This window comes from Citrobacter sedlakii NBRC 105722, assembly GCF_000759835.1.
GTDB classification, from domain to species: Bacteria; Pseudomonadota; Gammaproteobacteria; order Enterobacterales; family Enterobacteriaceae; genus Citrobacter_A; species Citrobacter_A sedlakii.
This window is the reverse complement of record NZ_BBNB01000002.1, coordinates 633,418-656,437: the sequence shown is the minus strand read 5'-3', so window position 1 is coordinate 656,437 and position 23,020 is coordinate 633,418. Positions and strand designations below refer to the sequence as shown.

General features: G+C 51.7%; 23 protein-coding genes and 1 tRNA gene. 14 read left to right on the top strand and 10 right to left on the bottom strand.

From position 1 onward, the window contains the following. Window positions 1–204, top strand: a 204-nt coding sequence (locus CSE01S_RS23305) for a hypothetical protein (RefSeq protein WP_217997761.1), incomplete at its 5' end; no start/stop codon positions are given. After that, a complete protein-coding gene (dkgB, locus tag CSE01S_RS07435; protein WP_042286183.1) occupies window positions 164–967 on the top strand; it encodes a 2,5-didehydrogluconate reductase DkgB in 804 nt (267 codons plus the stop codon). The genes CSE01S_RS23305 and dkgB, both read left to right, overlap by 41 nt. Window positions 968–991: 24 nt before the next feature. On the opposite strand, the gene yafC is transcribed toward dkgB, so the two are convergent. After that, the gene (gene yafC, locus CSE01S_RS07430) at window positions 992–1,897 is read right to left on the bottom strand and encodes a DNA-binding transcriptional regulator YafC (protein ID WP_042286181.1); all 906 of its coding nucleotides are present in this window, start codon (window positions 1,895–1,897) and stop codon (window positions 992–994) included. A 104-nt stretch (window positions 1,898–2,001) separates the two neighbouring features. Here yafC and CSE01S_RS07425 point away from each other — a divergent pair, with 104 nt between their 5' ends. The 3 genes from CSE01S_RS07425 (at window position 2,002) to CSE01S_RS07415 (ending at window position 4,959) form a co-directional block, all read left to right on the top strand. Beyond that, window positions 2,002–3,180, top strand: a complete 1,179-nt coding sequence (locus CSE01S_RS07425) for an MFS transporter (RefSeq protein ID WP_042286180.1) — start codon at window positions 2,002–2,004, stop codon at window positions 3,178–3,180. Window positions 3,181–3,310: 130 nt separating this feature from the next. Next, a complete protein-coding gene (locus CSE01S_RS07420) occupies window positions 3,311–4,111 on the top strand; it encodes an endonuclease/exonuclease/phosphatase family protein (protein WP_042286179.1) in 801 nt (266 codons plus the stop codon). 77 nt (window positions 4,112–4,188) lie between these two features. Beyond that, window positions 4,189–4,959 carry a class I SAM-dependent methyltransferase gene (locus tag CSE01S_RS07415; protein ID WP_042286178.1) on the top strand — a complete coding sequence of 257 codons (771 nt, stop codon included), beginning with the start codon at window positions 4,189–4,191 and terminating at the stop codon, window positions 4,957–4,959. Window positions 4,960–5,010: 51 nt separating this feature from the next. Here CSE01S_RS07415 and mltD read toward each other — a convergent pair whose 3' ends face one another. Both mltD and gloB read right to left on the bottom strand, forming a co-directional pair. Beyond that, on the bottom strand, window positions 5,011–6,378 hold the full coding sequence (gene mltD / locus CSE01S_RS07410; RefSeq protein WP_042286177.1) for a murein transglycosylase D: 1,368 nt from the start codon (window positions 6,376–6,378) through the stop codon (window positions 5,011–5,013). A gap of 71 nt (window positions 6,379–6,449) precedes the next feature. Continuing rightward, the gene (gloB, locus tag CSE01S_RS07405; protein ID WP_042286175.1) at window positions 6,450–7,205 is read right to left on the bottom strand and encodes a hydroxyacylglutathione hydrolase; all 756 of its coding nucleotides are present in this window, start codon (window positions 7,203–7,205) and stop codon (window positions 6,450–6,452) included. A gap of 33 nt (window positions 7,206–7,238) precedes the next feature. Between gloB and CSE01S_RS07400 the strand changes: the two genes are divergently transcribed. Then, window positions 7,239–7,961, top strand: coding sequence for a class I SAM-dependent methyltransferase (locus CSE01S_RS07400; RefSeq protein WP_042286174.1), 723 nt, complete (start codon window positions 7,239–7,241; stop codon window positions 7,959–7,961). Here the strand turns inward: CSE01S_RS07400 and rnhA are convergent. Continuing rightward, on the bottom strand, window positions 7,958–8,428 hold the full coding sequence (rnhA, locus tag CSE01S_RS07395; RefSeq protein WP_042286171.1) for a ribonuclease HI: 471 nt from the start codon (window positions 8,426–8,428) through the stop codon (window positions 7,958–7,960). The genes CSE01S_RS07400 and rnhA overlap by 4 nt on opposite strands. Window positions 8,429–8,492: 64 nt before the next feature. On the opposite strand from rnhA, the gene dnaQ reads away from it, so the two are divergent. Then, complete coding sequence (dnaQ, locus tag CSE01S_RS07390; RefSeq protein WP_082636886.1) at window positions 8,493–9,224, top strand: DNA polymerase III subunit epsilon; 732 nt, start codon at window positions 8,493–8,495, stop codon at window positions 9,222–9,224. Between the two features lie 134 nt (window positions 9,225–9,358). Beyond that, window positions 9,359–9,435 (top strand) — tRNA-Asp (locus tag CSE01S_RS07385). Window positions 9,436–9,787: 352 nt separating this feature from the next. On the opposite strand, the gene CSE01S_RS07375 is transcribed toward CSE01S_RS07385, so the two are convergent. From CSE01S_RS07375 to fadE, 4 genes are all read right to left on the bottom strand, one after another. Beyond that, window positions 9,788–10,141, bottom strand: a complete 354-nt coding sequence (locus tag CSE01S_RS07375; RefSeq protein WP_042286166.1) for a hypothetical protein — start codon at window positions 10,139–10,141, stop codon at window positions 9,788–9,790. 68 nt (window positions 10,142–10,209) lie between these two features. Beyond that, a complete protein-coding gene (locus CSE01S_RS07370) occupies window positions 10,210–11,067 on the bottom strand; it encodes a DUF4225 domain-containing protein (protein ID WP_042286164.1) in 858 nt (285 codons plus the stop codon). A 940-nt stretch (window positions 11,068–12,007) separates the two neighbouring features. After that, window positions 12,008–12,778: an amidohydrolase gene (locus CSE01S_RS07365; RefSeq protein WP_042286163.1), complete on the bottom strand. Its 771-nt coding sequence runs from the start codon at window positions 12,776–12,778 to the stop codon at window positions 12,008–12,010. 109 nt (window positions 12,779–12,887) lie between these two features. Next, window positions 12,888–15,332: an acyl-CoA dehydrogenase FadE gene (fadE, locus tag CSE01S_RS07360; protein ID WP_042286162.1), complete on the bottom strand. Its 2,445-nt coding sequence runs from the start codon at window positions 15,330–15,332 to the stop codon at window positions 12,888–12,890. Between the two features lie 239 nt (window positions 15,333–15,571). On the opposite strand from fadE, the gene lpcA reads away from it, so the two are divergent. After that, on the top strand, window positions 15,572–16,150 hold the full coding sequence (lpcA, locus tag CSE01S_RS07355; RefSeq protein WP_028017728.1) for a D-sedoheptulose 7-phosphate isomerase: 579 nt from the start codon (window positions 15,572–15,574) through the stop codon (window positions 16,148–16,150). Window positions 16,151–16,198: 48 nt separating this feature from the next. Then, a complete protein-coding gene (locus CSE01S_RS07350) occupies window positions 16,199–16,966 on the top strand; it encodes a class II glutamine amidotransferase (protein ID WP_042286160.1) in 768 nt (255 codons plus the stop codon). Here the strand turns inward: CSE01S_RS07350 and dpaA are convergent. Then, a complete protein-coding gene (gene dpaA, locus CSE01S_RS07345) occupies window positions 16,937–17,677 on the bottom strand; it encodes a peptidoglycan meso-diaminopimelic acid protein amidase (RefSeq protein WP_042286159.1) in 741 nt (246 codons plus the stop codon). The two genes, CSE01S_RS07350 and dpaA, sit on opposite strands and share 30 nt — an antisense overlap. 263 nt (window positions 17,678–17,940) lie before the next feature. Between dpaA and dinB the strand changes: the two genes are divergently transcribed. Further along, window positions 17,941–18,996, top strand: coding sequence for a DNA polymerase IV (dinB, locus tag CSE01S_RS07340; RefSeq protein ID WP_042286158.1), 1,056 nt, complete (start codon window positions 17,941–17,943; stop codon window positions 18,994–18,996). A gap of 41 nt (window positions 18,997–19,037) precedes the next feature. Here dinB and pepD read toward each other — a convergent pair whose 3' ends face one another. Further along, on the bottom strand, window positions 19,038–20,495 hold the full coding sequence (pepD, locus tag CSE01S_RS07335) for a cytosol nonspecific dipeptidase (protein WP_042286157.1): 1,458 nt from the start codon (window positions 20,493–20,495) through the stop codon (window positions 19,038–19,040). 260 nt (window positions 20,496–20,755) lie between these two features. Between pepD and gpt the strand changes: the two genes are divergently transcribed. From gpt to crl, 3 genes are all read left to right on the top strand, one after another. Next, window positions 20,756–21,214: a xanthine phosphoribosyltransferase gene (gene gpt, locus CSE01S_RS07330; RefSeq protein ID WP_003863205.1), complete on the top strand. Its 459-nt coding sequence runs from the start codon at window positions 20,756–20,758 to the stop codon at window positions 21,212–21,214. A gap of 99 nt (window positions 21,215–21,313) precedes the next feature. Next, a complete protein-coding gene (frsA, locus tag CSE01S_RS07325; protein ID WP_042286154.1) occupies window positions 21,314–22,558 on the top strand; it encodes an esterase FrsA in 1,245 nt (414 codons plus the stop codon). A gap of 57 nt (window positions 22,559–22,615) precedes the next feature. After that, complete coding sequence (crl, locus tag CSE01S_RS07320; RefSeq protein ID WP_042286152.1) at window positions 22,616–23,017, top strand: sigma factor-binding protein Crl; 402 nt, start codon at window positions 22,616–22,618, stop codon at window positions 23,015–23,017. Window positions 23,018–23,020 lie beyond the last annotated feature (3 nt).

Genomic DNA, 23,020 nt, shown 5'->3' with positions numbered 1-23,020 from the left:
CTTATTAAGAGCCCTGAGTTAACACTCAGGGCTTTTTCTTTGCCTGCCGTTCCATTATTGCCAAATTCGCAAAAATCCTCTGCGCTTTACGCTCTTTTTCCAACTGCACCAGAAAGTCATAATCCTTTAAGTTTACAAACATACAGAATTAATGAGGAATTTTATGGTTATCCCGGCATTTGGTTTAGGTACTTTTCGTCTTAAGGATGACGTGGTTATTGCGTCCGTGAAAGCAGCTCTCGCGCTGGGCTATCGTGCTGTCGATACGGCACAAATTTATGACAATGAAGCGGCAGTAGGGCAGGCGATTGCAGAAAGCGGCATTCCACGCGGTGAGTTATACATCACCACCAAGATCTGGACTGAAAATCTGAGCAAAGACAAGCTCATTCCCAGCCTGAAAGAGAGTCTTAAAAAGCTACGTACCGATTATGTCGATCTGACGCTGATCCACTGGCCTTCGCCTAATGATGCTGTTCCGGTTGCAGAATTTATGCAGGCATTGCTGGAAGCGAAAGAGCAAGGACTCACTCGTGAAATCGGTATCTCAAACTTCACTATCCCATTGATGGAAAGAGCCATTGCCGCCGTAGGCGTTAATAATATCGCGACAAATCAGATTGAGCTGTCGCCTTATCTGCAAAACGGTAAAGTGGTTGAGTGGGCAAAACAGCACGGCATCCATATCACCTCTTACATGACCCTGGCGTATGGTAAGGCTCTGAATGATGAAGTGATTTCCCGAATTGCAGCGAAGCATAGCGCAACGCCTGCCCAGGTGATCCTGGCGTGGGCAATAGGTGAAGGCTATTCAGTCATTCCCTCTTCCACAAAACGGGAAAACCTCGCGAGTAATCTTCAGGCGCTGAATATGAAGCTGGATGCTGAAGATAAACACGCAATCGCCACGCTGGACTGTAACGATCGCCTGGTCAGTCCCGAGGGGTTGGCGCCACAGTGGGATTAATTCCTGATCTGTGCCTTCTCCCTTTCAGACAGCTCCTTCGGGAGCTGTTTTGATATGCTCGCTCAGAAAGTCGATGAACGCCCTAATGCGAGTACTCACCGCGCGATCGCTGTAATACACCGCGCTGAATGGCATCTCTACCGGCAAACGTTTATCGGCCATGAGCTCAATCAGCTCACCCCGCTCGATCTCCCGATCAATCATATAATCTGACAGACAGGCAATGCCGTTGCCGCTAAGGCAAAGCTGTTTAAGCGTCTCTCCGCTATTCGATGAAATACCGCATATAATTTCGTGAAGCTGGCCGTCGCGACAGGCGATGGGCCAGGTATTAAGCGAGACCGGTTCGCTAAAGCCCAGGCAAAGGTGCTGCTTTAACTCTTCTACCGTCTCGGGTTTACCAAAGCGCGATACATACTCTGGCGAGGCAATAATTTTACGGTAGCTGGTAAACAATGGTCGGGCGCGCAGGCTCGAATCCGTCAATGTGCCCGCGCGGATAGCCACATCCACTTTCCGTTCAATAAGATTGATAAAGGTCTCGGAAGAAACCAGAGAAAGGTTAATTTCTGGATAACGTTCACGAAACGGTTTAATCAGCGGCATCAGAAAGTGCAGAACGACTGGCGTGGCCGCGTCAATGCGCAGCAGGCCACGCGGCGTGGTTCGCGTCTCCATAATCTCGGTCTCTGCCGCAGCCATCTCCTGCAGTACGGACTGCACGCGCCGGAAGTAACGTTCGCCTTCTTCCGTCAGGCTGAGCTGACGGGTAGTACGGTTTAGGAGACTGACGCCAAGCTTCATTTCCAGTTTTTTAACGGCCCGGCTGACTGCTGAGTTTGCCTGACCAAGTTGTTCCGCTGCGCGGCTAAAGCTTCCGCTTTCCACCACTGATACAAAGATAGCAAGTTCTTCCGATGTTGCTTTCATTTTTGCCTCTGAAGCAAAATTGTATTGTTATTTTGGATATTTTTGTAATTAAACCATCCCGGCATACTGCGTGTCATCTGAATAGTGATGAACTGGAGTAATTTATGCCTCTCGCGTTATTCGCGCTAACAATAAGCGCATTTGCTATTGGTACCACCGAGTTTGTGATTGTGGGGCTGGTGCCGACCATTGCCGAACAGTTATCTGTCTCCCTTCCTTCGGCGGGGATGCTGGTTTCTATCTATGCGCTGGGTGTTGCTATTGGCGCGCCAGTGCTGACCGCGTTGACAGGGCGCTTACCGCGTAAGCAGCTCCTGGTCGCGCTGATGGTATTGTTCACGGCGGGTAATCTGTTGGCCTGGCAGGCGCCGGGTTACACCACCCTTATTATTGCCCGGCTACTTACCGGATTGGCTCACGGGGTATTTTTCTCCGTTGGCTCCACCATCGCGACCAGTCTGGTGCCAAAAGAGAAAGCGGCATCCGCCATTGCCATTATGTTTGGTGGGCTGACAGTGGCTCTGGTCACTGGCGTGCCGCTGGGGACGTTTATCGGTCAACATGTTGGCTGGCGTGAAACGTTTCTGGCGGTTTCCCTGTTAGGCGTTATCGCGCTGATCGGCAGCCAGCTATTGATTCCGGCGAACATACCCGGACGCGCCGCAGCATCCCTCCGCGATCAACTGCGCGTATTAACGCATCCACGTTTGCTGCTTATTTATGCCATTACCGCGCTCGGGTATGGCGGCGTCTTTACCGCGTTTACTTTTCTCGCGCCGATGATGCAGGAGCTTGCGGGGTTCTCACCCTCAGCGGTGAGCTGGATCTTACTGGGATATGGCGTATCCGTGGCGGTGGGGAATATCTGGGGCGGCAGACTGGCAGATAAGCATGGTGCGGTACCCGCGCTAAAATTTATCTTTGCGGCGTTGTTTCTCCTGCTGATGGTGTTTCAGTTCACGGCCACCCTGCACTACGCTGCGCTGGCAACGATACTGGTGATGGGGATTTTCGCGTTTGGCAATGTTCCGGGACTGCAGGTCTATGTCGTGCAAAAGGCTGAGCAGTTTACCCCAAATGCGGTTGATGTCGCGTCGGGGCTGAATATTGCCGCCTTTAATATTGGCATTGCGCTGGGATCGGTGATCGGCGGGCAGACGGTTGAGCATGTTGGGCTGGCGCAGACGCCGTGGATCGGCGCGCTGATTGTTTTGGGCGCTTTTTTATTGCTTGGCGTCAGTGGCCGAATGGACAAGCCGCAACGCGTGGTCGCACTGGGGTAAGTGGCTTAAGTCAGCGCTTACTTACAAACAAACAGTAATTGGTCGTTGAAAGTGTGAGCTAAAATCCCTATAACAGAAGAACCAGTCCGACACCGGACTGGTTGACGTTACAGAGGTTTGAAAGTTAAAAGTGCGAAAAAACACCTATGCCATGCGCTACGTTGCCGGACAACCCGCTGAGCGGATATTGCCGCCCGGGTCGTTTTCGAGCATCGGCCAGGCATTACCCGCCGGGGCGCCGTTAAGCAGTGAAGATCGGATACGCATCCTGGTGTGGAACATATTCAAGCAGCAGCGGGCCGAATGGCTGTCGGTGCTGAAAAATTTCGGTAAAGACGCGCATTTGGTGTTATTACAGGAAGCTCAGACCACGCCGGAGCTAGTCCAGTTTGCGACCGCTAACTATCTGGCGGCCGATCAGGTACCGGCGTTTGTGTTGCCGCAGCACCCGTCCGGGGTGATGACGCTGTCAGCCGCGCATCCGGTTTATTGTTGTCCTCTTCGCGAGCGTGAGCCGATACTGCGTCTCGCCAAGTCTGCACTGGTCACGGTCTATCCGTTACCGGATACGCGACTGCTGATGGTCGTGAATATTCACGCAGTGAACTTTAGTCTGGGGGTTGATGTGTACAGTAAGCAGTTACTTCCCATCGGCGACCAGATAGCGCATCACAGTGGTCCGGTGATTATGGCCGGTGATTTTAACGCCTGGAGCCGACGTCGTATGAATGCGCTGTATCGCTTTGCGCGTGAGATGTCCCTGCGGCAGGTTCGCTTTACTGACGATCAGCGCCGTCGGGCGTTTGGTCGTCCTCTCGATTTTGTCTTTTACCGTGGTCTGAACGTCAGCGAGGCTTCCGTACTGGTGACGCGCGCTTCCGATCACAATCCGCTACTCGTCGAATTCAGTCCCGGCAAACCTGATCAATAAGGTGAGTCAGGTCTGCCGTTGGGGCAGACCTGTCGCGGTGCTGCCCTTTATCTTGTCAACAACGAAAGGACAGCACAATGACATCCCACTCCCACCACGATAACGTTGAAAAACAGTTTGGCTCTCAGGCCAGCGCTTATTTAACCAGCGCAGTACATGCCTCCGGACGCGACTTACAGCGTCTGGCAGCACGCTTGTTCTCTTTGCCGCAGGCCCGCTTGCTGGACATGGGGTGTGGCGCCGGCCATGCCAGCTTCGTCGCGGCGCAGAACGTCAAAGAGGTGGTGGCGTATGATTTATCCTCTCAGATGCTCGATGTTGTCGCTCACGCCGCAAACGAGAAGGGGTTTAGCAATATCACTACCCGTCAGGGTTATGCCGAAACCTTGCCATTTGAAGACGGCGTTTTTGACGTGGTTATCAGCCGATACTCCGCACATCACTGGCATGATGTCGGACGGGCGTTGCGGGAAGTGAATCGGGTACTGAAGCCGGGCGGGGTATTGATCGTGATGGATGTTATGTCCCCAGGACATCCGGTACGGGATATCTGGTTACAGACCGTTGAAGCGTTGCGGGACACCTCTCACGTGCGTAATTATTCTGCTGGCGAGTGGCTGTCGTTGATCAGCGAGGCGAGTTTCGTGGCCGACTCGTTATTGACCGATCGTCTGTCGCTGGAGTTCCGTTCATGGGTTACGAGAATGCGAACTCCCGCAGCGCTGGTGGAAGCGATCCGTATTTATCAGGAGAGTGCCTCGGCAGAAGTCAAAGCTTACTTCGACTTACAGGGCGACGGTTCATTCTGCAGCGACACGATAATGGTTGAAGCCCACAAAGCGGCATAAATAAAAAAGGCACTGGGGGGGAATCCAGTGCCTTTATTTTTATTACCGCCTTCAGGAGTCCGGCGTAGCGTTGTTTTTTACAAACAACGTCAGCTGATCACCCGGCTGCAGATTTGCCGTATCGCTGTTCCAGCGCATCACATCTTTGATGTTTACGCCGTGACGTTTAGCAATGCTCGACAGCGAATCGCCTTTCCGCACGCGATAGGTAATGCTGTCGCTGTTATTGGCCAGTCGCTGTGCACTGCTGCCAGCGCCGATCGTCAGGCTTTGGCCCACTTTCAACGATGATCCGCGCAGTTTATTCCACTGCTGCAAATCTCTGGTGCTCACGCCGAGACGTGAAGCAATGCCGGAAAGTGTATCGCCTGAACGAACGGTATAGCTACGACTGTTCAGCGGCGTGTTATCGGCCACCAACGTAGACTGCACGGCGGCAATCTCGCCGGAAGCCAGCGACTCACGCAGTTGCTCTGCATGCTTCTTTGGCACCATCACATACTGTGGACCGCTAACGCCCAACGTGGAGCCTTTCACTCCCGCGTTAAAGGTCTTCAGCTTGCTGACGGAAATCCCCGCCATGTCTGCAACCTGCGCCATTTCAACCGGACTGCTCAAACGTACACGCGCCAATGCCCGGCTTTCGTCCGGGGTGGGCAGACTCACGCCGTAACGTTTACTGTTCTTAAGAATATCGCTCAAGGCCAGCATCTTAGGCACATACAGCTTCGTTTCACGCGGCAACGGCAACGACCAGAAGTCGGTGGATTTCCCACGCGCCTTGTTCGCTTTGATTGCCTTCATGACCCGACCTTCGCCGCTGTTATACGCCGCTACGGTCAGTAACCAGTCGCCATCAAACATCTTGTTCAGACGCTGCATCATGTCGAGCGCTGCGGTTGTGGAGGCCACAAGATCGCGACGCGCATCATAATTGCGGGTCTGTTTTAAACCGTAATTGCGTCCCGTGCTCGGAATGATCTGCCAGATACCTGCGGCATTGGCGCCAGACGTTGCGTGAGGATCAAAAGCGCTCTCCACTATGGGTAGTAGTACCAGTTCCATCGGCATGTTACGTTTCTTAACCTGCCCGGCTATCCAGTACATATACGGCTCTGCCCGTAAAGTTACATCGTGGAGATAGCTCTTATTGCGTAAATACTTTTGTTTCTGTTCGCGAATCCGGTCATTCTCCGGAATTCCCATCTTTAGCTCGTCGCCAATGAAAGCCCACAAGTCTTGATCCTGCGCGAGGGACGTCCCATCGTCCATCCATCGCGCCTGACTCGTAAACTTTCCTGCTTCCCCTTGACCAGCTGCAGAAAGGCTCTGTGCGTGCTGTTGGACATTGCCTGCGTTTTGAGACGACTGGCAACCCACGAGCAGGACAGAGGCGAGTAATATCGCTTTTGCCTTCATGTGTGTGTCAATAGTTGCTTAAAAGACGACCGATCATAACGGCGAAGTTTTGAAAAGGCAACCCGGAATTGTCAGAAGGTGTCTTTCTTTGACCTTAACCATGCAAAACGCTGTTCAGGGTGTTGCAATATTGTTTCTTTGTTAATTTCATTAATTAAATCAGGATCTTCTGTTCGCAGAAAAATATTATTTTGCCGCTCATTTTTCAGAATTACGGGTAGTGTCATTTGTTTTTTTACCCGTAACTCATTAACTTTACGATAATAATCATTTATGAACGAATCGTGCGGAAGAATGCTTAAAGCAAACTTAAGATTTGCTAACGTATACTCATGAGCACAGCAAACAAGCGTATCATCAGGAAGTGCGGTTATTTTTTTAAGGGATTGATACATCTGGCTGGCAGTCCCTTCAAATAGCCGTCCGCAACCGCCCGAGAAAAGCGTGTCGCCGCAAAAAAGGTAAGGATGACTAAAGTAACAGATATGTCCTAAAGTGTGACCCGGGGTCGCGAATACGCTAAATTCATGTCCCAAAATGGGCACGGAATCGCCCTCTTTGACGATATGCGTAGCGCCTTTATTTTGTGTTTCTGCCGGTCCGTATACCACCAGGTGTGGAAAGTTTTGCGCCAGTTCTTTTACCCCGCCAACGTGATCGTTATGGTGATGCGTCAATAAAATGGCTTCGGGTTGCCAATGATTCTCGGCAATGGCGTGCAGGACTGGCGCGGCGTCGCCCGGATCGACAATCAGGCAACGACCTTCGTCATCACTCAGAACCCAGATGTAGTTGTCCTCAAACGCCGGAATACTGTTAAGATTCATTTATTACCTCTCTATGCGTAACGGATGGTTGTGATGAAACCGGCAAGGAACCCTCAGACAGTTGTAGCACCCGATCGCTGGGGCGATTTGCCCTGGGGCGAGTACTATCGTGAGGCGCTGGAACAACAGCTTAATCCGTGGTTCGCTAAAATGTATGGATTTCACCTGCTTAAGGTGGGCAATTTAAGCGCAGAAATCAACACAGAAGCCTGCGCGGTGTCTCATCAGGTCAATGTGTCGACCAAAGGCTCGCCTGTCCAGGTTCAGGCCGATCCGCTACATCTTCCTTTCGCCCCGAAATCGGTCGATGTCTGCCTGTTGGCGCACACGCTCCCCTGGTGCGACGATCCTCACCGTCTACTGCGCGAAGCCGATCGTGTACTGATTGATGATGGCTGGCTGGTGCTCAGCGGTTTTAACCCGGTGAGCCTGATGGGGCTGCGTAAGCTGGTGCCTGTGCTGCGTAAGTCACCTCCTTACAATAGCCGAATGTTTACGCTGATGCGCCAGTTGGACTGGCTGTCCTTGTTGAATTTTGAGGTGATGTATTACAGCCGCTTTCATGTGCTGCCGTGGAAAAAGAACGGCGGAAAAATGCTGAGCGCGCATCTTCCTGCATTGGGCTGTATGCAGACGATTGTGGCGCGTAAGCGCACGATTCCGCTTACGCTTAACCCAATGAAACAGAGCAAAACCAAAGCGCGAATTCCCCAGGCCGTGGGCGCCACCCGGCAATTTCGCAAACCGGACGCCTAAGCTTCTTCTGTCTGATAACCGACATCTTCCCGGGTTGGGTTCATGGCTGCTGCGCGCGCCAGCTCGTCGCAGCGTTCGTTTTCCGGATGGCCTGCGTGGCCTTTTACCCATTCCCATTTTATTTGATGCTGGCCGAGCGCTGCATCAAGCCGTTTCCACAAATCGACATTTTTTACCGGCTTTTTCTCTGCCGTTTTCCAGCCGCGTTTTTTCCAGTTGTGGATCCATTGAGTAATCCCCTGGCGCACGTACTGGCTGTCGGTGCTTAAAATGACTTCACAATGTTCTTTGAGCGCCTCCAGCGCAACGATCGCCGCCATGAGCTCCATGCGGTTGTTGGTGGTGAGGGTATAACCTTCACTAAAGGTTTTCTCGCGTCCGCGATAGCGTAAAATCGCCCCATAACCTCCCGGACCGGGATTACCCAGGCAGGAGCCATCGGTGAAAATTTCTACCTGTTTAAGCATCTCTGGTAGACTTCCTGTAATTGAATCGAACCCTAAAACGACAAGTCTGACATAAATGACCGCTATGAGCACTGCAATTACACGACAGATCGTCCTCGATACCGAAACCACCGGTATGAACCAGATTGGTGCGCACTACGAGGGGCACAAGATCATTGAGATCGGCGCGGTGGAAGTCATCAACCGGCGTCTGACGGGCAATAACTTTCATATCTATCTTAAGCCTGACCGGCTGGTGGACCCGGAAGCGTTCGGCGTTCACGGAATTGCGGATGAGTTTCTGCTGGATAAGCCAACCTTTGCCGAAGTGGCCGATGAGTTTCTCGACTATATCCGTGGCGCAGAGCTGGTGATTCATAACGCGTCGTTTGATATCGGCTTTATGGATTACGAGTTCGCGAAGCTCAATCGCGATATCCCTAAAACCAACACCTTCTGTAAAGTTACCGACAGTCTGGCGCTGGCAAGAAAGATGTTCCCCGGCAAGCGCAACAGCCTTGATGCGTTATGTTCGCGTTATGAGATCGATAACAGCAAACGTACGCTTCACGGCGCATTGCTCGATGCCCAGATCCTGGCCGACGTTTATCTGGCGATGACGGGCGGACAAACGTCGATGACTTTTGCCATGGAAGGGGAAACTCAGCAGCAACAGGGTGAAGAGACAATCCAGCGTCTTGTGCGTCAGGCTCGCAAACTACGCGTTGTTTTTGCCTCTGATGAGGAGGTCGCCGCCCATGAATCGCGTCTTGACCTGGTTGAGAAAAAGGGCGGAAGCTGCCTTTGGCGGGCGTAAGTCAGGCCGTTAATGATGTAAAAATCGCCGTCCGGGTGAAATTTAGAGCAAACGATTAAAAACTTGAGAAAAAGCGTTGACGAGGTGCATACCAATCCGTAATATGCGCTTCGTTCCCAAGTGGAACACAACGCGGAGCGGTAGTTCAGTTGGTTAGAATACCTGCCTGTCACGCAGGGGGTCGCGGGTTCGAGTCCCGTCCGTTCCGCCACTATTCAGAAAGCCTGAATCAGCAATGATTCAGGCTTTCGTCGTTTTTGCATGGCTTCAACATCTCACCCTAAAGTCGGAACGACATAATATAATCCTTCATACTTCAGAAAAGATAACATATCGAGGGCTCTTGGTATTTTTCGTAATGTTATTTTTAATGTCAGCTATAGTGGCCAGATATATTGATTTTTTATTTAAGTCCGTTGTGTTTGTTTTTGGATGTATGTGCACAATATTCAAGCAAAAAATACCTGTCTGCGTACTGTTCAAATTGATAAGACGGATCATCGTTCTTCATTATTAATACTCATAATTAGCAGGTGTTATCATTGGTTTGGCTAGGCATATACTCATTTAGAGTTCTCTTTTCTTTGGGCTTGTTGTATGACTTTTCTGGCCTTGTATCCCTGAGATAATGGAGCAAATAAATCTATTATTACATATGCCAGGCATAAGACCCCAATGGAAAATAAGATATTTTGTAAAGTGTGTCCATGCTCTTCACTGAGGCGGATATATGAATGAAAAACCAATATAAATGTCAGAATATGCATGAATAAGGAGCGAAAGAAACGACGTGCAAGTTCAGAAACTGTCTCATAAAGTGAGGTTGAATATTTTTGTGAGAGTTTCTTTAATTTGTTTATTTGTTTTTTTGAAAAATTATTTTCATACATTATTTTGATTAATTCATCTTCATTCATTTTGATTTTCTCTATATCAAAAACATTATACAGAAGTCAGAATATGTTATGATTACATGTCATTACAACTAATAATCATTAAATGGGATAAGCGGTTGAGGAGGGGGTTCAGGCATCGGCTCAGGTAAAGAAAAATAGGTTTGAGTTCCGGAATATAATGTTGCCGCATCAGGGAATATTTCAGCAGACAATTCCAGAGCACTCATCGTTCGGAAACCCATCTCATAATCTGAGGGGATATAACGAAATAGTCTACAGGCGTCTGGTACTAACTTGGTTCCGAATAATGCAACTGCGGATAAACCTAGATCGATTCCAGCGAAGGCTAACTTTCCATAAGTTCTGTCAAAACCTAATATATTGGCGACCTCACCATATATATATGTCATAGGTCCTGTTGCATTGTCATCTCCAAAAAATAAACTGCGGCCATTTTCCCATACATTTGTAATTCCATGCAAAAAGAGCATAGCGCCGACGGCTGAACCGACGACTGTTGGGGAACCTGCAAGCATAAGGAAACCTCCAGATACCATCTGAATTATTCCACCGATTAAACCAATGCTTTTCACGATATATGATAATACGCCATTTATGATTCTTACTTCAACTAATGCTGCTGGTTTTACCTGTTTAGATTGCAACCAGATTATCTGTTTCTCAAGATATTCTTGTTCCTGTTGCAAATAATTCAAAGCCAGATTTTTTTCTCCATGCGATCCATTGCCATTAATACATTCGAGTTGGGCTTCTATAAATGCTTCTACATTTGTCACAAAATCATATCGTACTTTATCATGTTTGATAAAACCAGAAGCTGTGATAGTCAGTTTTTTCAAAGCCTCAGCTTCATACTCTCCTTGTGATTTAATAAAGACACTTATAGCATTATCTTTATCATTTCCACTTTGAATGTTTTTATTCATATAAAATTCTCTTTGCTTTTTATTTGATAAATTTATAGGTTTTTCTCTTTTAATATGAAATAGTAATAAGATGGTTTTTTATATCGTACATACTTTACATCATGCTGGTCACTGCCATAGTACAGCCCCATAAGTGCAACAAACCGGTGGGATTCTTTTTTTCTTTTTATCTGCTTACCACAGATTTTTTTATCCTTATTTCATCAGCGAATCCGGGATACAATACCAGTTCTTGAACGGTATGTAACTACATAACTCCTGCATTTGGTTATTAGTTGTAATAAATTCATAAATTGTATAATTAGACTATTTGCTTTTTGATAATAGATAATATTAGAATGATGAATATATCTAAAAGTTGTATGAAAAGCATCTTCAGTATCTATCTTTGAATTGCCTGGGGTAAGCTAGATTCTTCCGGGCTGTTGTGGTATGTATCGGGCCGTAGATATATTTACTTTTTAGTTTGAGTGCCAGGGAGTATATGATTTCACTACGTTTTATCCCTAAGTTGTTTTAGTATGAAGGCGTCTGCCATGTAAGTGATTCAGGCTATTTTATTACTCTATTTTCGGGGTGGACTCCAGCCTCTATATAGTAGGTTCTGGCCATTTGAAAAACTGTTGGATTATTGGTGTGAAATAATATGCTTAACATGGTTACTAACAATGCGTCCTTCCTAATCCTGCTGTACAGGCTGGTAGTGATGTCTTCTTTTATGGTTTGTTATTGAATGACGACAATGTATATTTTCTGTATATACATTCAAAGAGGTCAAACATACGCATTGGTCAAATATAAAGATTTCACCAGTTGCGCTGGGAATCGATAAAATAGTGCTTGTAGGTGTAATTCATCTCTTTATAAAATGCGTCAGAAGGCGATGCCGGACGTGAAATGATTCAGGCTTTCGTCGTTTTTTGCATGGCTTCAACATCTCTTACCATAACGTAAACCCGTCCGCGTCCTGCCAGGCAGGAAACTTTTCCCGATATTCCTTCAGTGCGCTCAGCGACAGGTCTGCGTCGATCCGTGTCGCCTGGTGGGCGTCCGCGGTCGCAATGATTTCGCCCTGAGGATTGATTACCCGACTGTCGCCTCGGTAGTGATGTCCATTGCCGTCGGTGCCGACGCGATTACATCCCGCCACGTAAGCCTGGTTTTCGATAGCGCGCGCCGCCAGCAGCGTCTGCCAGTGCAGCGAACGGGGAGCGGGCCAGTTGGCGACGTACAGCGCCAGATCGTAGTCGTTTCGGTTACGCGACCACACCGGAAAGCGCAGGTCATAGCAAATCAGCGGCAGGATCCGCCAGCCGCGCCAGTCGACCACTTTTCGGGTGTCACCCGGCTGATAATATTTATGCTCGTCCGCCATGCGAAACAAATGACGCTTATCGTAAAAGTGTACCGTTCCTCCGGGCTCAACCAGCAAAAAGCGGTTTACCGCTCCTGTCTCGCCTGGCAGGGCTACGCTACCGGCAATCATCGCATTTGTTTGTCGCGCCTTGCCTCGCATCCAGTCAATCACGTCCTCCTGAGAAAGTGCGCTGCTGGCGGCCTCCATGGCAAAGCCTGTGGTGAACATCTCCGGCAAAACGATCAGATCGCGTCCGCTCATCAGTTCAAGCAGCAGGTCAAAATGACGTAAATTAGCGGGACCATCCATCCACACCAGCGATTGTTGCAGCAGCGTAATTTTCAGGGCAGGCATGGTCGATACTCCTTTTTGAACAGCATCCAAACACTGTAGCACGAGGTTTCAGGAAACGGGGGCAATAAAAAGCCCTGCCGGAGCAGGGCTAAACGATGAGGCGAAAGCGTTATGCCGCTTCGACTTTACGCGTCTTCTCCGGCAGCTTTACTGGCTGTGTCGCCAGCGCATCGGCGTCGAAATCATCCACGTTAATGCTGCGCAGACGGCTCTCTTCGGCTTTGACCAGAATGGCGGCTTCATCTTTGTCGATCAAGCCTTTCGCCAGCGCGTTCTGCGCCAGTTCGTCCAGACGGGTAAACGGCAGGTTTTTGCCAATCTCCTTACAGATTCGCTGGTGGATTGGTTCGGCGGCAATGATGTCACGCAATGCTGCTTCCAGCAGGCCTACCGGATTATGCTCACTCGGCGTCAGGTACTGGCCGCGGCCAATACGGTCGCGCGTCGCGTTTGGCACCTGGAGGATTTTCGCCACTTTATGATCCAGCTTATCCGATGGCGCCAGATAGTGACGACCGGTCGGGAAGATCACCACGTTCAGCAGACCGGCAACCAGACGATTTGGGAAGTTTTGCAACAGATCGTCAATGGCCTGCTCTGCCTGATACAACGCATCCTGAACCCCCCAGTGAACCAGCGGCAGGTCAGCCTCATGACGGCCTTCATCGTCATACCGCTTCAGCACCGCCGAGGCCAGGTACAGCTGGCTCAATACATCACCCAGACGCGCGGAGATACGCTCGCGACGTTTCAGGCTACCGCCCAGCACCGCCATAGAAACATCGGACAGCAGCGCCAGGTTTGCGCTCAGACGGTTAAGATGCTGGTAGTAACGTTTGGTTGCGTCGCTGGTTGGCGAGGCGCTGGTAAGGCCGCGCGTCAGACCCAGCCAGAAACTGCGAACTTTATTACTGCCGACGTGACCGATATGTTTAAACAACAGCTTATCGAATGCGTTAACGTCGTTGTTCTGCGCGGCGGCCATTTCCTCCAGTACATACGGATGGCAGCGTATCGCGCCCTGACCAAAGATCATCATGCTGCGGGTCAGGATATTCGCGCCTTCAACGGTAATCGCGATTGGCGCGCCCTGATAAGCGCGGGCAAGGAAGTTGCCTTCACCCAGCATAATGCCTTTACCGCCAGTAATATCCATCGCGTCGATGATTGACTGCTGACCGCGATGCGTACAGTGGTACTTCACAATGGCCGACAGGACAGCCGGTTTCTCACCGAGCATAATGCCACAGGTAATCAGCGACGCCGCTGCGTCCATCACGTAGGCGTTACCGGCAATGCGCGCTAACGGTTCTTCAATACCCTCCATCTTACCGATAGAGATTTTAAACTGACGACGGATATGGGCATAAGCGCCGGTCGCCATGGCAACGGACTTCAGTCCTCCCGTCGAGTTTGACGGCAGGGTGATCCCACGGCCGACCGAGAGGCATTCGACCAGCATACGCCAACCCTGACCGGCCATTTTCGGCCCGCCAATGATGTAATCGATCGGCACAAAGACATCTTTGCCGCGCGTTGGACCGTTCTGGAACGGCACGTTCAGCGGGAAGTGGCGGCGACCAATTTCTACGCCAGGCGTCGAGGTGGGGATCAACGCGCAGGTAATGCCGAGATCTTCTTCACCACCCAGCAGTTTTTCCGGGTCAGACAGCTTAAACGCCAGCCCCAGTACGGTGGCGATCGGCGCGAGCGTGATGTAACGCTTGTTCCAGGTCAGGCGCATCCCCAGCACCTGCTGACCCTGCCACTCACCCATACAGACGATACCGGTGTCCGGAATGGCCCCCGCATCGGAACCCGCTTCCGGGCTGGTCAGCGCAAAGCAGGGAATTTCCTGACCGCGCGCCAGGCGAGGCAGATAGTGGTCTTTCTGCTCCTGGGTACCATAATGTTGCAGCAGTTCCCCGGGGCCTAATGAGTTGGGTACGCCAACGGTAATCGCCAGAATCCCGGAAACGCCGGACAGTTTTTGCAACACGCGCGACTGGGCGTAGGCAGAAAACTCCAGACCGCCGTACTCTTTTTTGATGATCATCGCGAAGAAGCGATGTTCTTTCAGGAAGGCCCATAATTCGGGCGGCAGATCCGCCAGCTCATGCGTGATCTGGAAATCGTTCGCCATGCGGCACGCTTCTTCTACCGGACCGTCAATAAACGCTTGTTCTTCTGCGGTCAGGCGCGGCTGCGGGTAATTGTGCAGTTTTTTCCAGTCCGGTTTCCCCTGGAACAGATCGCCTTCCCACCAGGTGGTCCCGGCATCGATGGCTTCTTTTTCGGTGCGCGACATTGGCGGCATGACCTTACGGAAGCCGCGGAACACCGGCGCGGAAATCATCGACTTGCGCATTGGCGTCACGTTAAACGGCACCAGAATAATGGCCAGAGGCACCAACAGCCAGATGTTCCACAGTCCGGCCACACCGAGTGCTGCCGTCCATACGAGCAGGATCAGGCTGCTAAGGAATAAGCTCACGCGGTGATAAAACAGCGCGCCGAGCAAAACAATCGTAGCGAGAATACTCAAAATCATCATAACGAAAAGCTCCCTTGCTTGTAGGAGGTCTGACCACTTGTGATGATTAGGTTGTAGTGGATGTAAATTCTTTTAGCAATGTGTTTACAAAATAATTACAACGAAGCTCACATTGTTGCCGTTTGTCGCGGCACGAAAAATCAAAAGGACGGGGGATGAGCGAGGCTTGTGCTTCTCGCTTCCGGTGCTATCCGGTACACTGCATTCTGTCATTTACATTCATGCTGAAGGATATCCTCATGTACCAGGATCTTATTCGTAACGAACTGAACGAAGCGGCGGAAACGCTGGCTAACTTTTTAAAAGATGACGCCAACATTCACGCCATTCAGCGCGCGGCGGTCCTGCTGGCAGACAGTTTTAAGGCGGGTGGTAAGGTGCTTTCCTGCGGCAACGGCGGCTCCCACTGCGACGCTATGCACTTTGCGGAAGAACTGACCGGCCGTTACCGTGAAAACCGTCCGGGCTATCCGGCGATTGCCATTTCTGACGTCAGCCACATTTCCTGCGTCAGCAACGATTTTGGCTACGACTACGTCTTTTCTCGTTACGTCGAAGCCGTGGGGCGCGAAGGCGATGTACTGTTAGGGATCTCCACGTCCGGCAATTCCGGCAACGTGATCAAAGCCATCGCCGCAGCGCGCGAAAAGGGCATGAAAGTGATCACCCTGACTGGCAAAGACGGCGGCAAAATGGCGGGAACGGCCGATATCGAAATTCGCGTGCCGCATTTTGGCTACGCCGATCGTATTCAGGAAATCCACATTAAAGTGATCCATATCCTGATCCAACTGATCGAAAAAGAGATGGTTAAGTAAGGCTTCGCTGGGGGGCAAACTGGTCCCCCGCTGTTGTGGAGGTGATATATGTGCGAACTGCTCGGGATGAGCGCCAATGTGCCCACCGACATTTGCTTTAGTTTTACCGGGCTGGTACAGCGTGGGGGCGGCACCGGACCGCATAAAGACGGCTGGGGTATCACCTTTTATGAAGGCAAAGGCTGTCGCACATTTAAAGATCCCCAGCCCAGCTTTAACTCACCCATCGCCAGACTGGTACAGGAGTATCCGATAAAATCCTGCTCGGTGATAGCCCATATTCGTCAGGCGAATCGCGGCGAAGTGGCGCTGGAGAACACCCATCCCTTTACCCGCGAGCTGTGGGGGCGTAACTGGACGTATGCCCATAACGGGCAGCTTAGCGGTTATAAATCTCTCGAAACCGGCAACTTCCGTCCGGTTGGCGAAACAGACAGTGAAAAGGCGTTTTGCTGGATGCTGCATAAGCTCACCCTGCGTTACCCACGTACGCCGGGCAACATGGCCTCGGTGTTTAAATATATCGCGACGCTGGCGGGGGGGCTGCGGGAAAAAGGCGTGTTCAATATGCTGCTGTCAGACGGACGCTATGTGATGGCGTTCTGCTCAACGAATCTGTACTGGATCACGCGTCGGGCGCCGTTTGGCGTCGCTACGCTGCTGGATCAGGATGTGGAAATTGACTTCAGCTCGCAGACCACACCTAACGATGTGGTCTCGGTGATCGCCACTCAACCGCTGACGGGCAATGAAACCTGGCAAAAGATCATGCCAGGCGAGTGGGCGTTATTTTGTCTCGGGGAGCGTATAGTTTGACGCCAGCTGCGGGTGAACCACCTCGTGGCTCAACGGCTTGCTGACCACATAGCGGCCATCGACAACGGAAACGGTCGGTGGCTTGCGGGTCTGCTCAAAGTAGTCGTAGCCTGGCTTTAATTGCGCCCAGAACGACTTGTAATAAGAGTACTTGTGACGCTGCATATTGGCGTCGGTCATGCGGAACGGGTAGATGCTGACCTGAACGCTCGGCTGGCCAAACACCAGCGCGCCGGTGACGAACTGGAAAATCTCGTCAATCCCGCTGTCGGTCATGGCGTAACAGCCAACGGACACGCAGGCGCCGTGAATCATCAGATACTTGCCCTCATAACCGTGTGCGCGGTCATAGGCGTTAGGAAAGCCAATGTTAATGGCTTTATAGAAACGGCTGTCCGGTTTGAGCTGGCTACGCTGAACGCTGTAAAAACCTTCCGGGCTTTTGAAATCTCCCTGGCGCTGTTTAGGGCCTAAACCGCCGGAGTAATTACAAATCTTATAGCTGTCGAGCAACTGGTACTGTTCGCCCATCTTAACGTAGAGATCAAGCGTGCGCTCTTCTTTAAAGATCTGAATATAGACAGGCGAACCCATCAACTGCTGCTTATACTCTTTGCTGATCGGCGTCGTGGAGCTATTGCTACTCAGCAAACCGGCGAATGACACGCACGGGATCAAAAGCATCGCAATAAACAATGCGATTTTACGCATACTGCTTGTTCCTTGATAAAACGGTTACACATGCCAGAACGGCAAATATCAGTACCCAAAATCGGACGAATCTGGATTTTAAGCGCTCACATTAGCACCACGGCAGTTTTTCGCAAGCCCCGCGTGTTGTGTTTACACTTTACGCTAAAACGAATTAAGACATTTCTTTAATTGCATCTCTTTTGACACCACATTATGGGTTCTTCATTGACTTCTCATTCCCTAAAAATACTGTATACTTAAACAGTGTGTGGGAGGGGGCGATGCGTAAAATCATACATGTTGATATGGACTGTTTTTTCGCCGCGGTTGAAATGCGCGATAACCCCGCGCTGCGCGATATTCCCATCGCCATTGGCGGCAGCCGGGAGCGGCGTGGCGTGATCAGCACCGCCAATTACCCGGCGCGAAAGTTTGGCGTGCGCAGCGCGATGCCCACCGGAATGGCGTTAAAGTTATGCCCGCACCTCACCTTATTACCCGGTCGTTTCGATGCGTATAAAGAAGCGTCAGAACATATCCGCGAAATTTTCTCCCGCTACACCTCGCGCATTGAACCCCTCTCGCTGGACGAGGCCTATCTTGACGTCACCGACAGCACCCACTGTCATGGCTCCGCGACGCTTATCGCTCAGGAAATTCGCCAGACCATTTTTAACGAACTGCGGTTGACCGCCTCTGCGGGCGTCGCACCGGTAAAATTTCTGGCAAAAATCGCTTCTGATCTGAATAAACCAAACGGGCAGTACGTGATCACGCCAGCAGACGTTCCGGCATTTCTCGAAACGCTGCCGCTGGAAAAAATCCCCGGCGTGGGAAAAGTCTCTGCGGCAAAACTGGAAAGTATGGGACTGCGTACCTGCGGCGATATTCAGCATTTTGACCTGGCGACGCTGTTAAAACGCTTTGGCAAATTCGGACGCATTATCTGGGAGCGCAGTCAGGGAATTGACGAGCGGGACGTCAACAGCGAACGCCTGCGAAAATCCGTGGGTGTCGAACGGACGATGGCGGAAGATATTCATCACTGGTCGGAATGTGAGGCGATCATCGAGCGCTTATACCCCGAGCTTGAACGCCGTCTGGCAAAGGTCAAACCGGATTTATTAATCGCCCGTCAGGGGGTGAAATTAAAATTTAATGATTTTCAGCAAACCACCCAGGAACACGTCTGGCCGCGGTTGAACAAAGACGATTTACTTTCTACCGCGCGTAAAACCTGGGACGAAAGACGGGGAGGGCGAGGCGTTCGCCTGGTGGGATTACACGTTACGCTGCTTGACCCGCAGCTGGAGCGGCAGTTACTGCTGGGGTTATAGACGACCGGATGGCGTAGCGCCATCCGGTATGGATTACCGACTTATTTTGCCGGGATCGCTTTCAGCAGTTCCGTCAGCAGCGTCCAGTAATGACCCACGCTTTCGATATGAACCTGCTCATCCGGCGAGTGCGGACCGGTAATGGTTGGCCCGATGGAAACCATGTCCATGTCCGGGTACGGTTTTTTGAACAGACCGCATTCCAGACCTGCGTGGATGATCTGAATGTTCGGCGTCTTGTTGAACAGACGCTGATAGGTTTCCCGCACCAGATGCATCACCGGCGAGTTAGCATCCGGTTGCCAGCCCGGGTAGCCGCCTTTCGCTTCGGTTTTCGCGCCTGCCAGCTTGCCGAGAGAATCCAGCATACTCACCACGTAGTCTTTACCGCTGTCGATCAGCGAACGGATCAGGCAGTGAATTTCTACGTTGTCGTCAGTCATGGTGACCACGCCCACGTTTAACGACGTTTCCACCACGCCTTTGGCGACGTCAGAATTGCGGATCACGCCGTTCGGGGTCGCGTTCAGCAGACGAATAAAGCTGTCGCGAGACTGCGCGGTCAGCGCCGCTTTCTCGTTGGTCGTCGTCTCCAGCAGAACCACGAGATTTTTCTCTTTCTCTGCCAGTTCGTTTTTCAGGATAGCATGGTAAGTATTGACCCGCGCTTTCAGCGCCTCGACCTTGTCAGCCGCAACCGCAACGGTGGCAAACGCTTCGCGCGGAATCGCGTTACGCAGGGTGCCGCCATTAAAGTCGACCAGACGCAGATCCAGCTCTTGCGCATGACCGGCGAGGAAGCGTACCAGCAGCTTGTTGGCGTTACCGAGGCCAACGTGGATTTCGCCGCCGGAGTGGCCGCCCTTCAACCCTTTCAGGGTTAGCTTAACGCACTGGAAGCCCGCCGGAACGGCTTCGCGCTCAAGCTTCAGGTTAGAGGTAAAATCAATCCCCCCTGCGCAGCCCATGTAGATCTCACCCTCTTCTTCAGAGTCGGTATTGATCAGAATGTCCGCCTGCAGCCAGTTGGCCTGCAGACCAAACGCGCCGTCCATTCCGGCTTCTTCGGTCATGGTCAGCAGCACTTCCAGCGGTCCGTGGACTACGCTGTCATCGGCTAAAACCGCCAGCGCAGAGGCCATACCAATGCCGTTGTCTGCCCCCAGAGTGGTGCCGCGCGCTTTTACCCACTCGCCGTCGATATAGGGCTGAATAGGATCTTTGGTGAAATCGTGTACGGTGTCGTTATTTTTCTGCGGCACCATGTCGAGGTGCGCCTGCAGCACGACCGGCTTGCGGTTTTCCATGCCTGCGGTCGCGGGCTTGCGAATCAGGATATTACCGACCTGGTCGCGCTCTACGTGGAAACCTTTCTCTTTCGCCCAGCCAACAATGTGCTCAGCGAGCTGTTCTTCATGATAGGACGGATGCGGAATGGAGCAGATTTTGGCAAAAATATCCCACAGCGGTTGTGGTGATAACTGAGACAGTTCAGACACGTTGAGTCTCCTCATCGGTGTACGGCAAACAGGCTTGTCGCACACAGGGTTAGCAGGTTAATCATTACCACAAGTCAGGCTTGCGCAATGCGGTTGAGAATACCACTTTCTTTGTCGGCGGGTAGTATAAAGCACGTAAAAAGAGGGGCGGATACCGCGAAACACTGGTTTTTGCTGCGTCAGATCTCTATAATCTCGCGCAACCTATTTCCCCCTCGAACACTTTTTAAGCCGTAGATAAACAGGCTGGGACACTTCACATGAGCGAAAAATACGTCGTCACCTGGGACATGTTGCAGATTCACGCCCGCAAACTGGCAGCTCGCCTGATGCCTTCAGAACAGTGGAAAGGCATTATTGCCGTTAGCCGTGGTGGTCTGGTACCGGGCGCATTACTGGCGCGTGAATTGGGTATTCGTCATGTCGATACCGTTTGCATTTCCAGCTACGATCACGACAACCAGCGCGAACTGAAAGTGCTCAAGCGCGCGGAAGGCGACGGTGAAGGCTTTATCGTCATCGACGATCTGGTCGATACCGGTGGAACCGCGGTGGCTATCCGCGAAATGTATCCGAAAGCCCACTTCGTCACGATCTTTGCCAAACCGGCAGGCCGTCCGCTGGTGGACGACTATGTTATTGATATCCCGCAGGATACCTGGATTGAGCAGCCATGGGATATGGGCGTGGTCTTCGTTCCGCCGATTTCTGGTCGCTAATCTCCGCACGTTTCAACGCCTGGCAATGCCGGGCGTTGTTCTCTTTACGCCATGACAGGTTACAATAAGCCTCAGTAAGTATTTAAGGAGGCTGCACGCATGTCACAGGCTAACCTCAGTGAAACCCTGTTCAAACCCCGCTTTAAACATCCTGAAACGTCGACCCTGGTTCGTCGGTTCAATGCCGGTACGCAGTCGCCGGTGCAATCCACGCTGGACGGTAAAAACGTTCCCCACTGGTACCGTATGATTAACCGCCTGATGTGGATCTGGCGCGGCGTGGACCCGTGGGAAATCCTCGACGTGCAGGCGCGCATCGTCATGAGCGAAGCCGAGCGCACCGACGCTGAACTGTACGATACGGTGGTTGGCTACCGCGGCGGCAACTGGATTTATGAATGGTCGAAACAGGCGATGGACTGGCAGCAGAAGGCTTGTCAGGAGCAGGACGCTGAACGCAGCGGTCGCCACTGGCTGCATGCGTCCACGCTGTATAATATTGCCGCCTACCCACATCTGAAAGGCGACGAGCTGGCTGAGCAGGCGCAGGCGTTGGCTAACCGGGCTTATGAAGAGGCGGCGCAGCGGTTGCCCGGTACGCTGCGTGAAATGGAGTTCGCTATTCCCGGCGGTTCGCCCGTGACCGGCTTTTTACATATGCCGAAAGGCGACGGGCCGTTCCCGACCGTACTGATGTGCGGCGGCCTCGACGCCATGCAAACTGATTATTACACCTTGTATGAGCGTTACTTCGCCCCGCGCGGCATCGCCATGCTGACGCTGGATATGCCGTCGGTAGGGTTCTCGTCGAAGTGGAAACTCACTCAGGATTCCAGCCTGTTGCATCAGCATGTGCTGAAAGCGTTGCCTAACATACCGTGGGTGGACCACACCCGCGTGGCGGCGTTTGGTTTCCGCTTTGGCGCGAACGTGGCGGTGCGCCTCGCTTATCTTGAGTCGCCGCGTCTGAAAGCGGTAGCCTGCCTCGGCCCGGTTGTACACGCGTTGCTTAGCGACGTGCAACGCCAGCGCGCCGTACCGGAAATGTATCTTGACGTGCTGGCGAGCCGGCTGGGGATGCACGACGCCTCCGACGACGCGCTGTGCGTTGAGCTTAATCGCTACTCGCTGAAGGTGCAGGGACTGCTCGGCAGACGCTGCCCGACGCCCATGCTGTCGGGCTTCTGGAAGAACGATCCGTTCAGTCCGGAGGAAGAGTCGCGTTTAATCACCTCTTCATCCGCCGATGGTAAACTTTTAGAGATACCGTTTAACCCGGTGTATCGCAATTTTGACAAAGCGCTCCAGGAAATCACGCACTGGATTGAAAAGAGATTGTGTTAATAATTTGCTAAATTCTACTGTTTTGGTAAAACAGTTGCTTCATAACAGGAGATCGCAATGACGTTACCGAGTGGACACCCGAAGAGCAGGTTGATTAAGAAGTTTACCGCGCTAGGTCCTTACATCCGTGAAGGCAAGTGCGAAGATAATCGATTCTTTTTCGATTGCCTGGCAGTTTGCGTCAACGTGAAGCCTGCGCCTGAGCTGCGCGAATTCTGGGGCTGGTGGATGGAACTGGAAGCACAGGAAAATCGCTTCACTTACAGTTACCAGTTTGGTCTGTTTGACAAAGCGGGGGACTGGAAGGCGGTTCCGATTAAGGATACCGAAGTGGTTGAGCGACTGGAATATACCCTGCGAGAATTTCACGAGAAGCTGCGTGAGTTATTGAACTCACTACAGCTTTCGCTGGAACCTGCTGACGATTTCGCCGATGAACCGGTGAAGTTAAGCGCATAAAGC

Bases quoted from the DNA above. Each gene is read 5' to 3' on its own strand.
- dinB (WP_042286158.1), top strand. From the start codon at position 17,941: ATGCGTAAAATCATACATGTTGATATGGACTGTTTTTTCGCCGCGGTT.
- dnaQ (WP_082636886.1), top strand. From the start codon at position 8,493: ATGAGCACTGCAATTACACGACAGATCGTCCTCGATACCGAAACCACC.
- gpt (WP_003863205.1), top strand. From the start codon at position 20,756: ATGAGCGAAAAATACGTCGTCACCTGGGACATGTTGCAGATTCACGCC.
- rnhA (WP_042286171.1), bottom strand. From the start codon at position 8,428: ATGCTTAAACAGGTAGAAATTTTCACCGATGGCTCCTGCCTGGGTAAT.
- frsA (WP_042286154.1), top strand. From the start codon at position 21,314: ATGTCACAGGCTAACCTCAGTGAAACCCTGTTCAAACCCCGCTTTAAA.
- CSE01S_RS07350 (WP_042286160.1), top strand. From the start codon at position 16,199: ATGTGCGAACTGCTCGGGATGAGCGCCAATGTGCCCACCGACATTTGC.
- CSE01S_RS07365 (WP_042286163.1), bottom strand. From the start codon at position 12,778: ATGCCTGCCCTGAAAATTACGCTGCTGCAACAATCGCTGGTGTGGATG.
- crl (WP_042286152.1), top strand. From the start codon at position 22,616: ATGACGTTACCGAGTGGACACCCGAAGAGCAGGTTGATTAAGAAGTTT.
- CSE01S_RS07425 (WP_042286180.1), top strand. From the start codon at position 2,002: ATGCCTCTCGCGTTATTCGCGCTAACAATAAGCGCATTTGCTATTGGT.
- mltD (WP_042286177.1), bottom strand. From the start codon at position 6,378: ATGAAGGCAAAAGCGATATTACTCGCCTCTGTCCTGCTCGTGGGTTGC.
- yafC (WP_042286181.1), bottom strand. From the start codon at position 1,897: ATGAAAGCAACATCGGAAGAACTTGCTATCTTTGTATCAGTGGTGGAA.
- CSE01S_RS07370 (WP_042286164.1), bottom strand. From the start codon at position 11,067: ATGAATAAAAACATTCAAAGTGGAAATGATAAAGATAATGCTATAAGT.
- CSE01S_RS07375 (WP_042286166.1), bottom strand. From the start codon at position 10,141: ATGAATGAAGATGAATTAATCAAAATAATGTATGAAAATAATTTTTCA.
- gloB (WP_042286175.1), bottom strand. From the start codon at position 7,205: ATGAATCTTAACAGTATTCCGGCGTTTGAGGACAACTACATCTGGGTT.
- lpcA (WP_028017728.1), top strand. From the start codon at position 15,572: ATGTACCAGGATCTTATTCGTAACGAACTGAACGAAGCGGCGGAAACG.
- fadE (WP_042286162.1), bottom strand. From the start codon at position 15,332: ATGATGATTTTGAGTATTCTCGCTACGATTGTTTTGCTCGGCGCGCTG.
- dpaA (WP_042286159.1), bottom strand. From the start codon at position 17,677: ATGCGTAAAATCGCATTGTTTATTGCGATGCTTTTGATCCCGTGCGTG.
- CSE01S_RS07400 (WP_042286174.1), top strand. From the start codon at position 7,239: ATGAAACCGGCAAGGAACCCTCAGACAGTTGTAGCACCCGATCGCTGG.
- dkgB (WP_042286183.1), top strand. From the start codon at position 164: ATGGTTATCCCGGCATTTGGTTTAGGTACTTTTCGTCTTAAGGATGAC.
- CSE01S_RS07415 (WP_042286178.1), top strand. From the start codon at position 4,189: ATGACATCCCACTCCCACCACGATAACGTTGAAAAACAGTTTGGCTCT.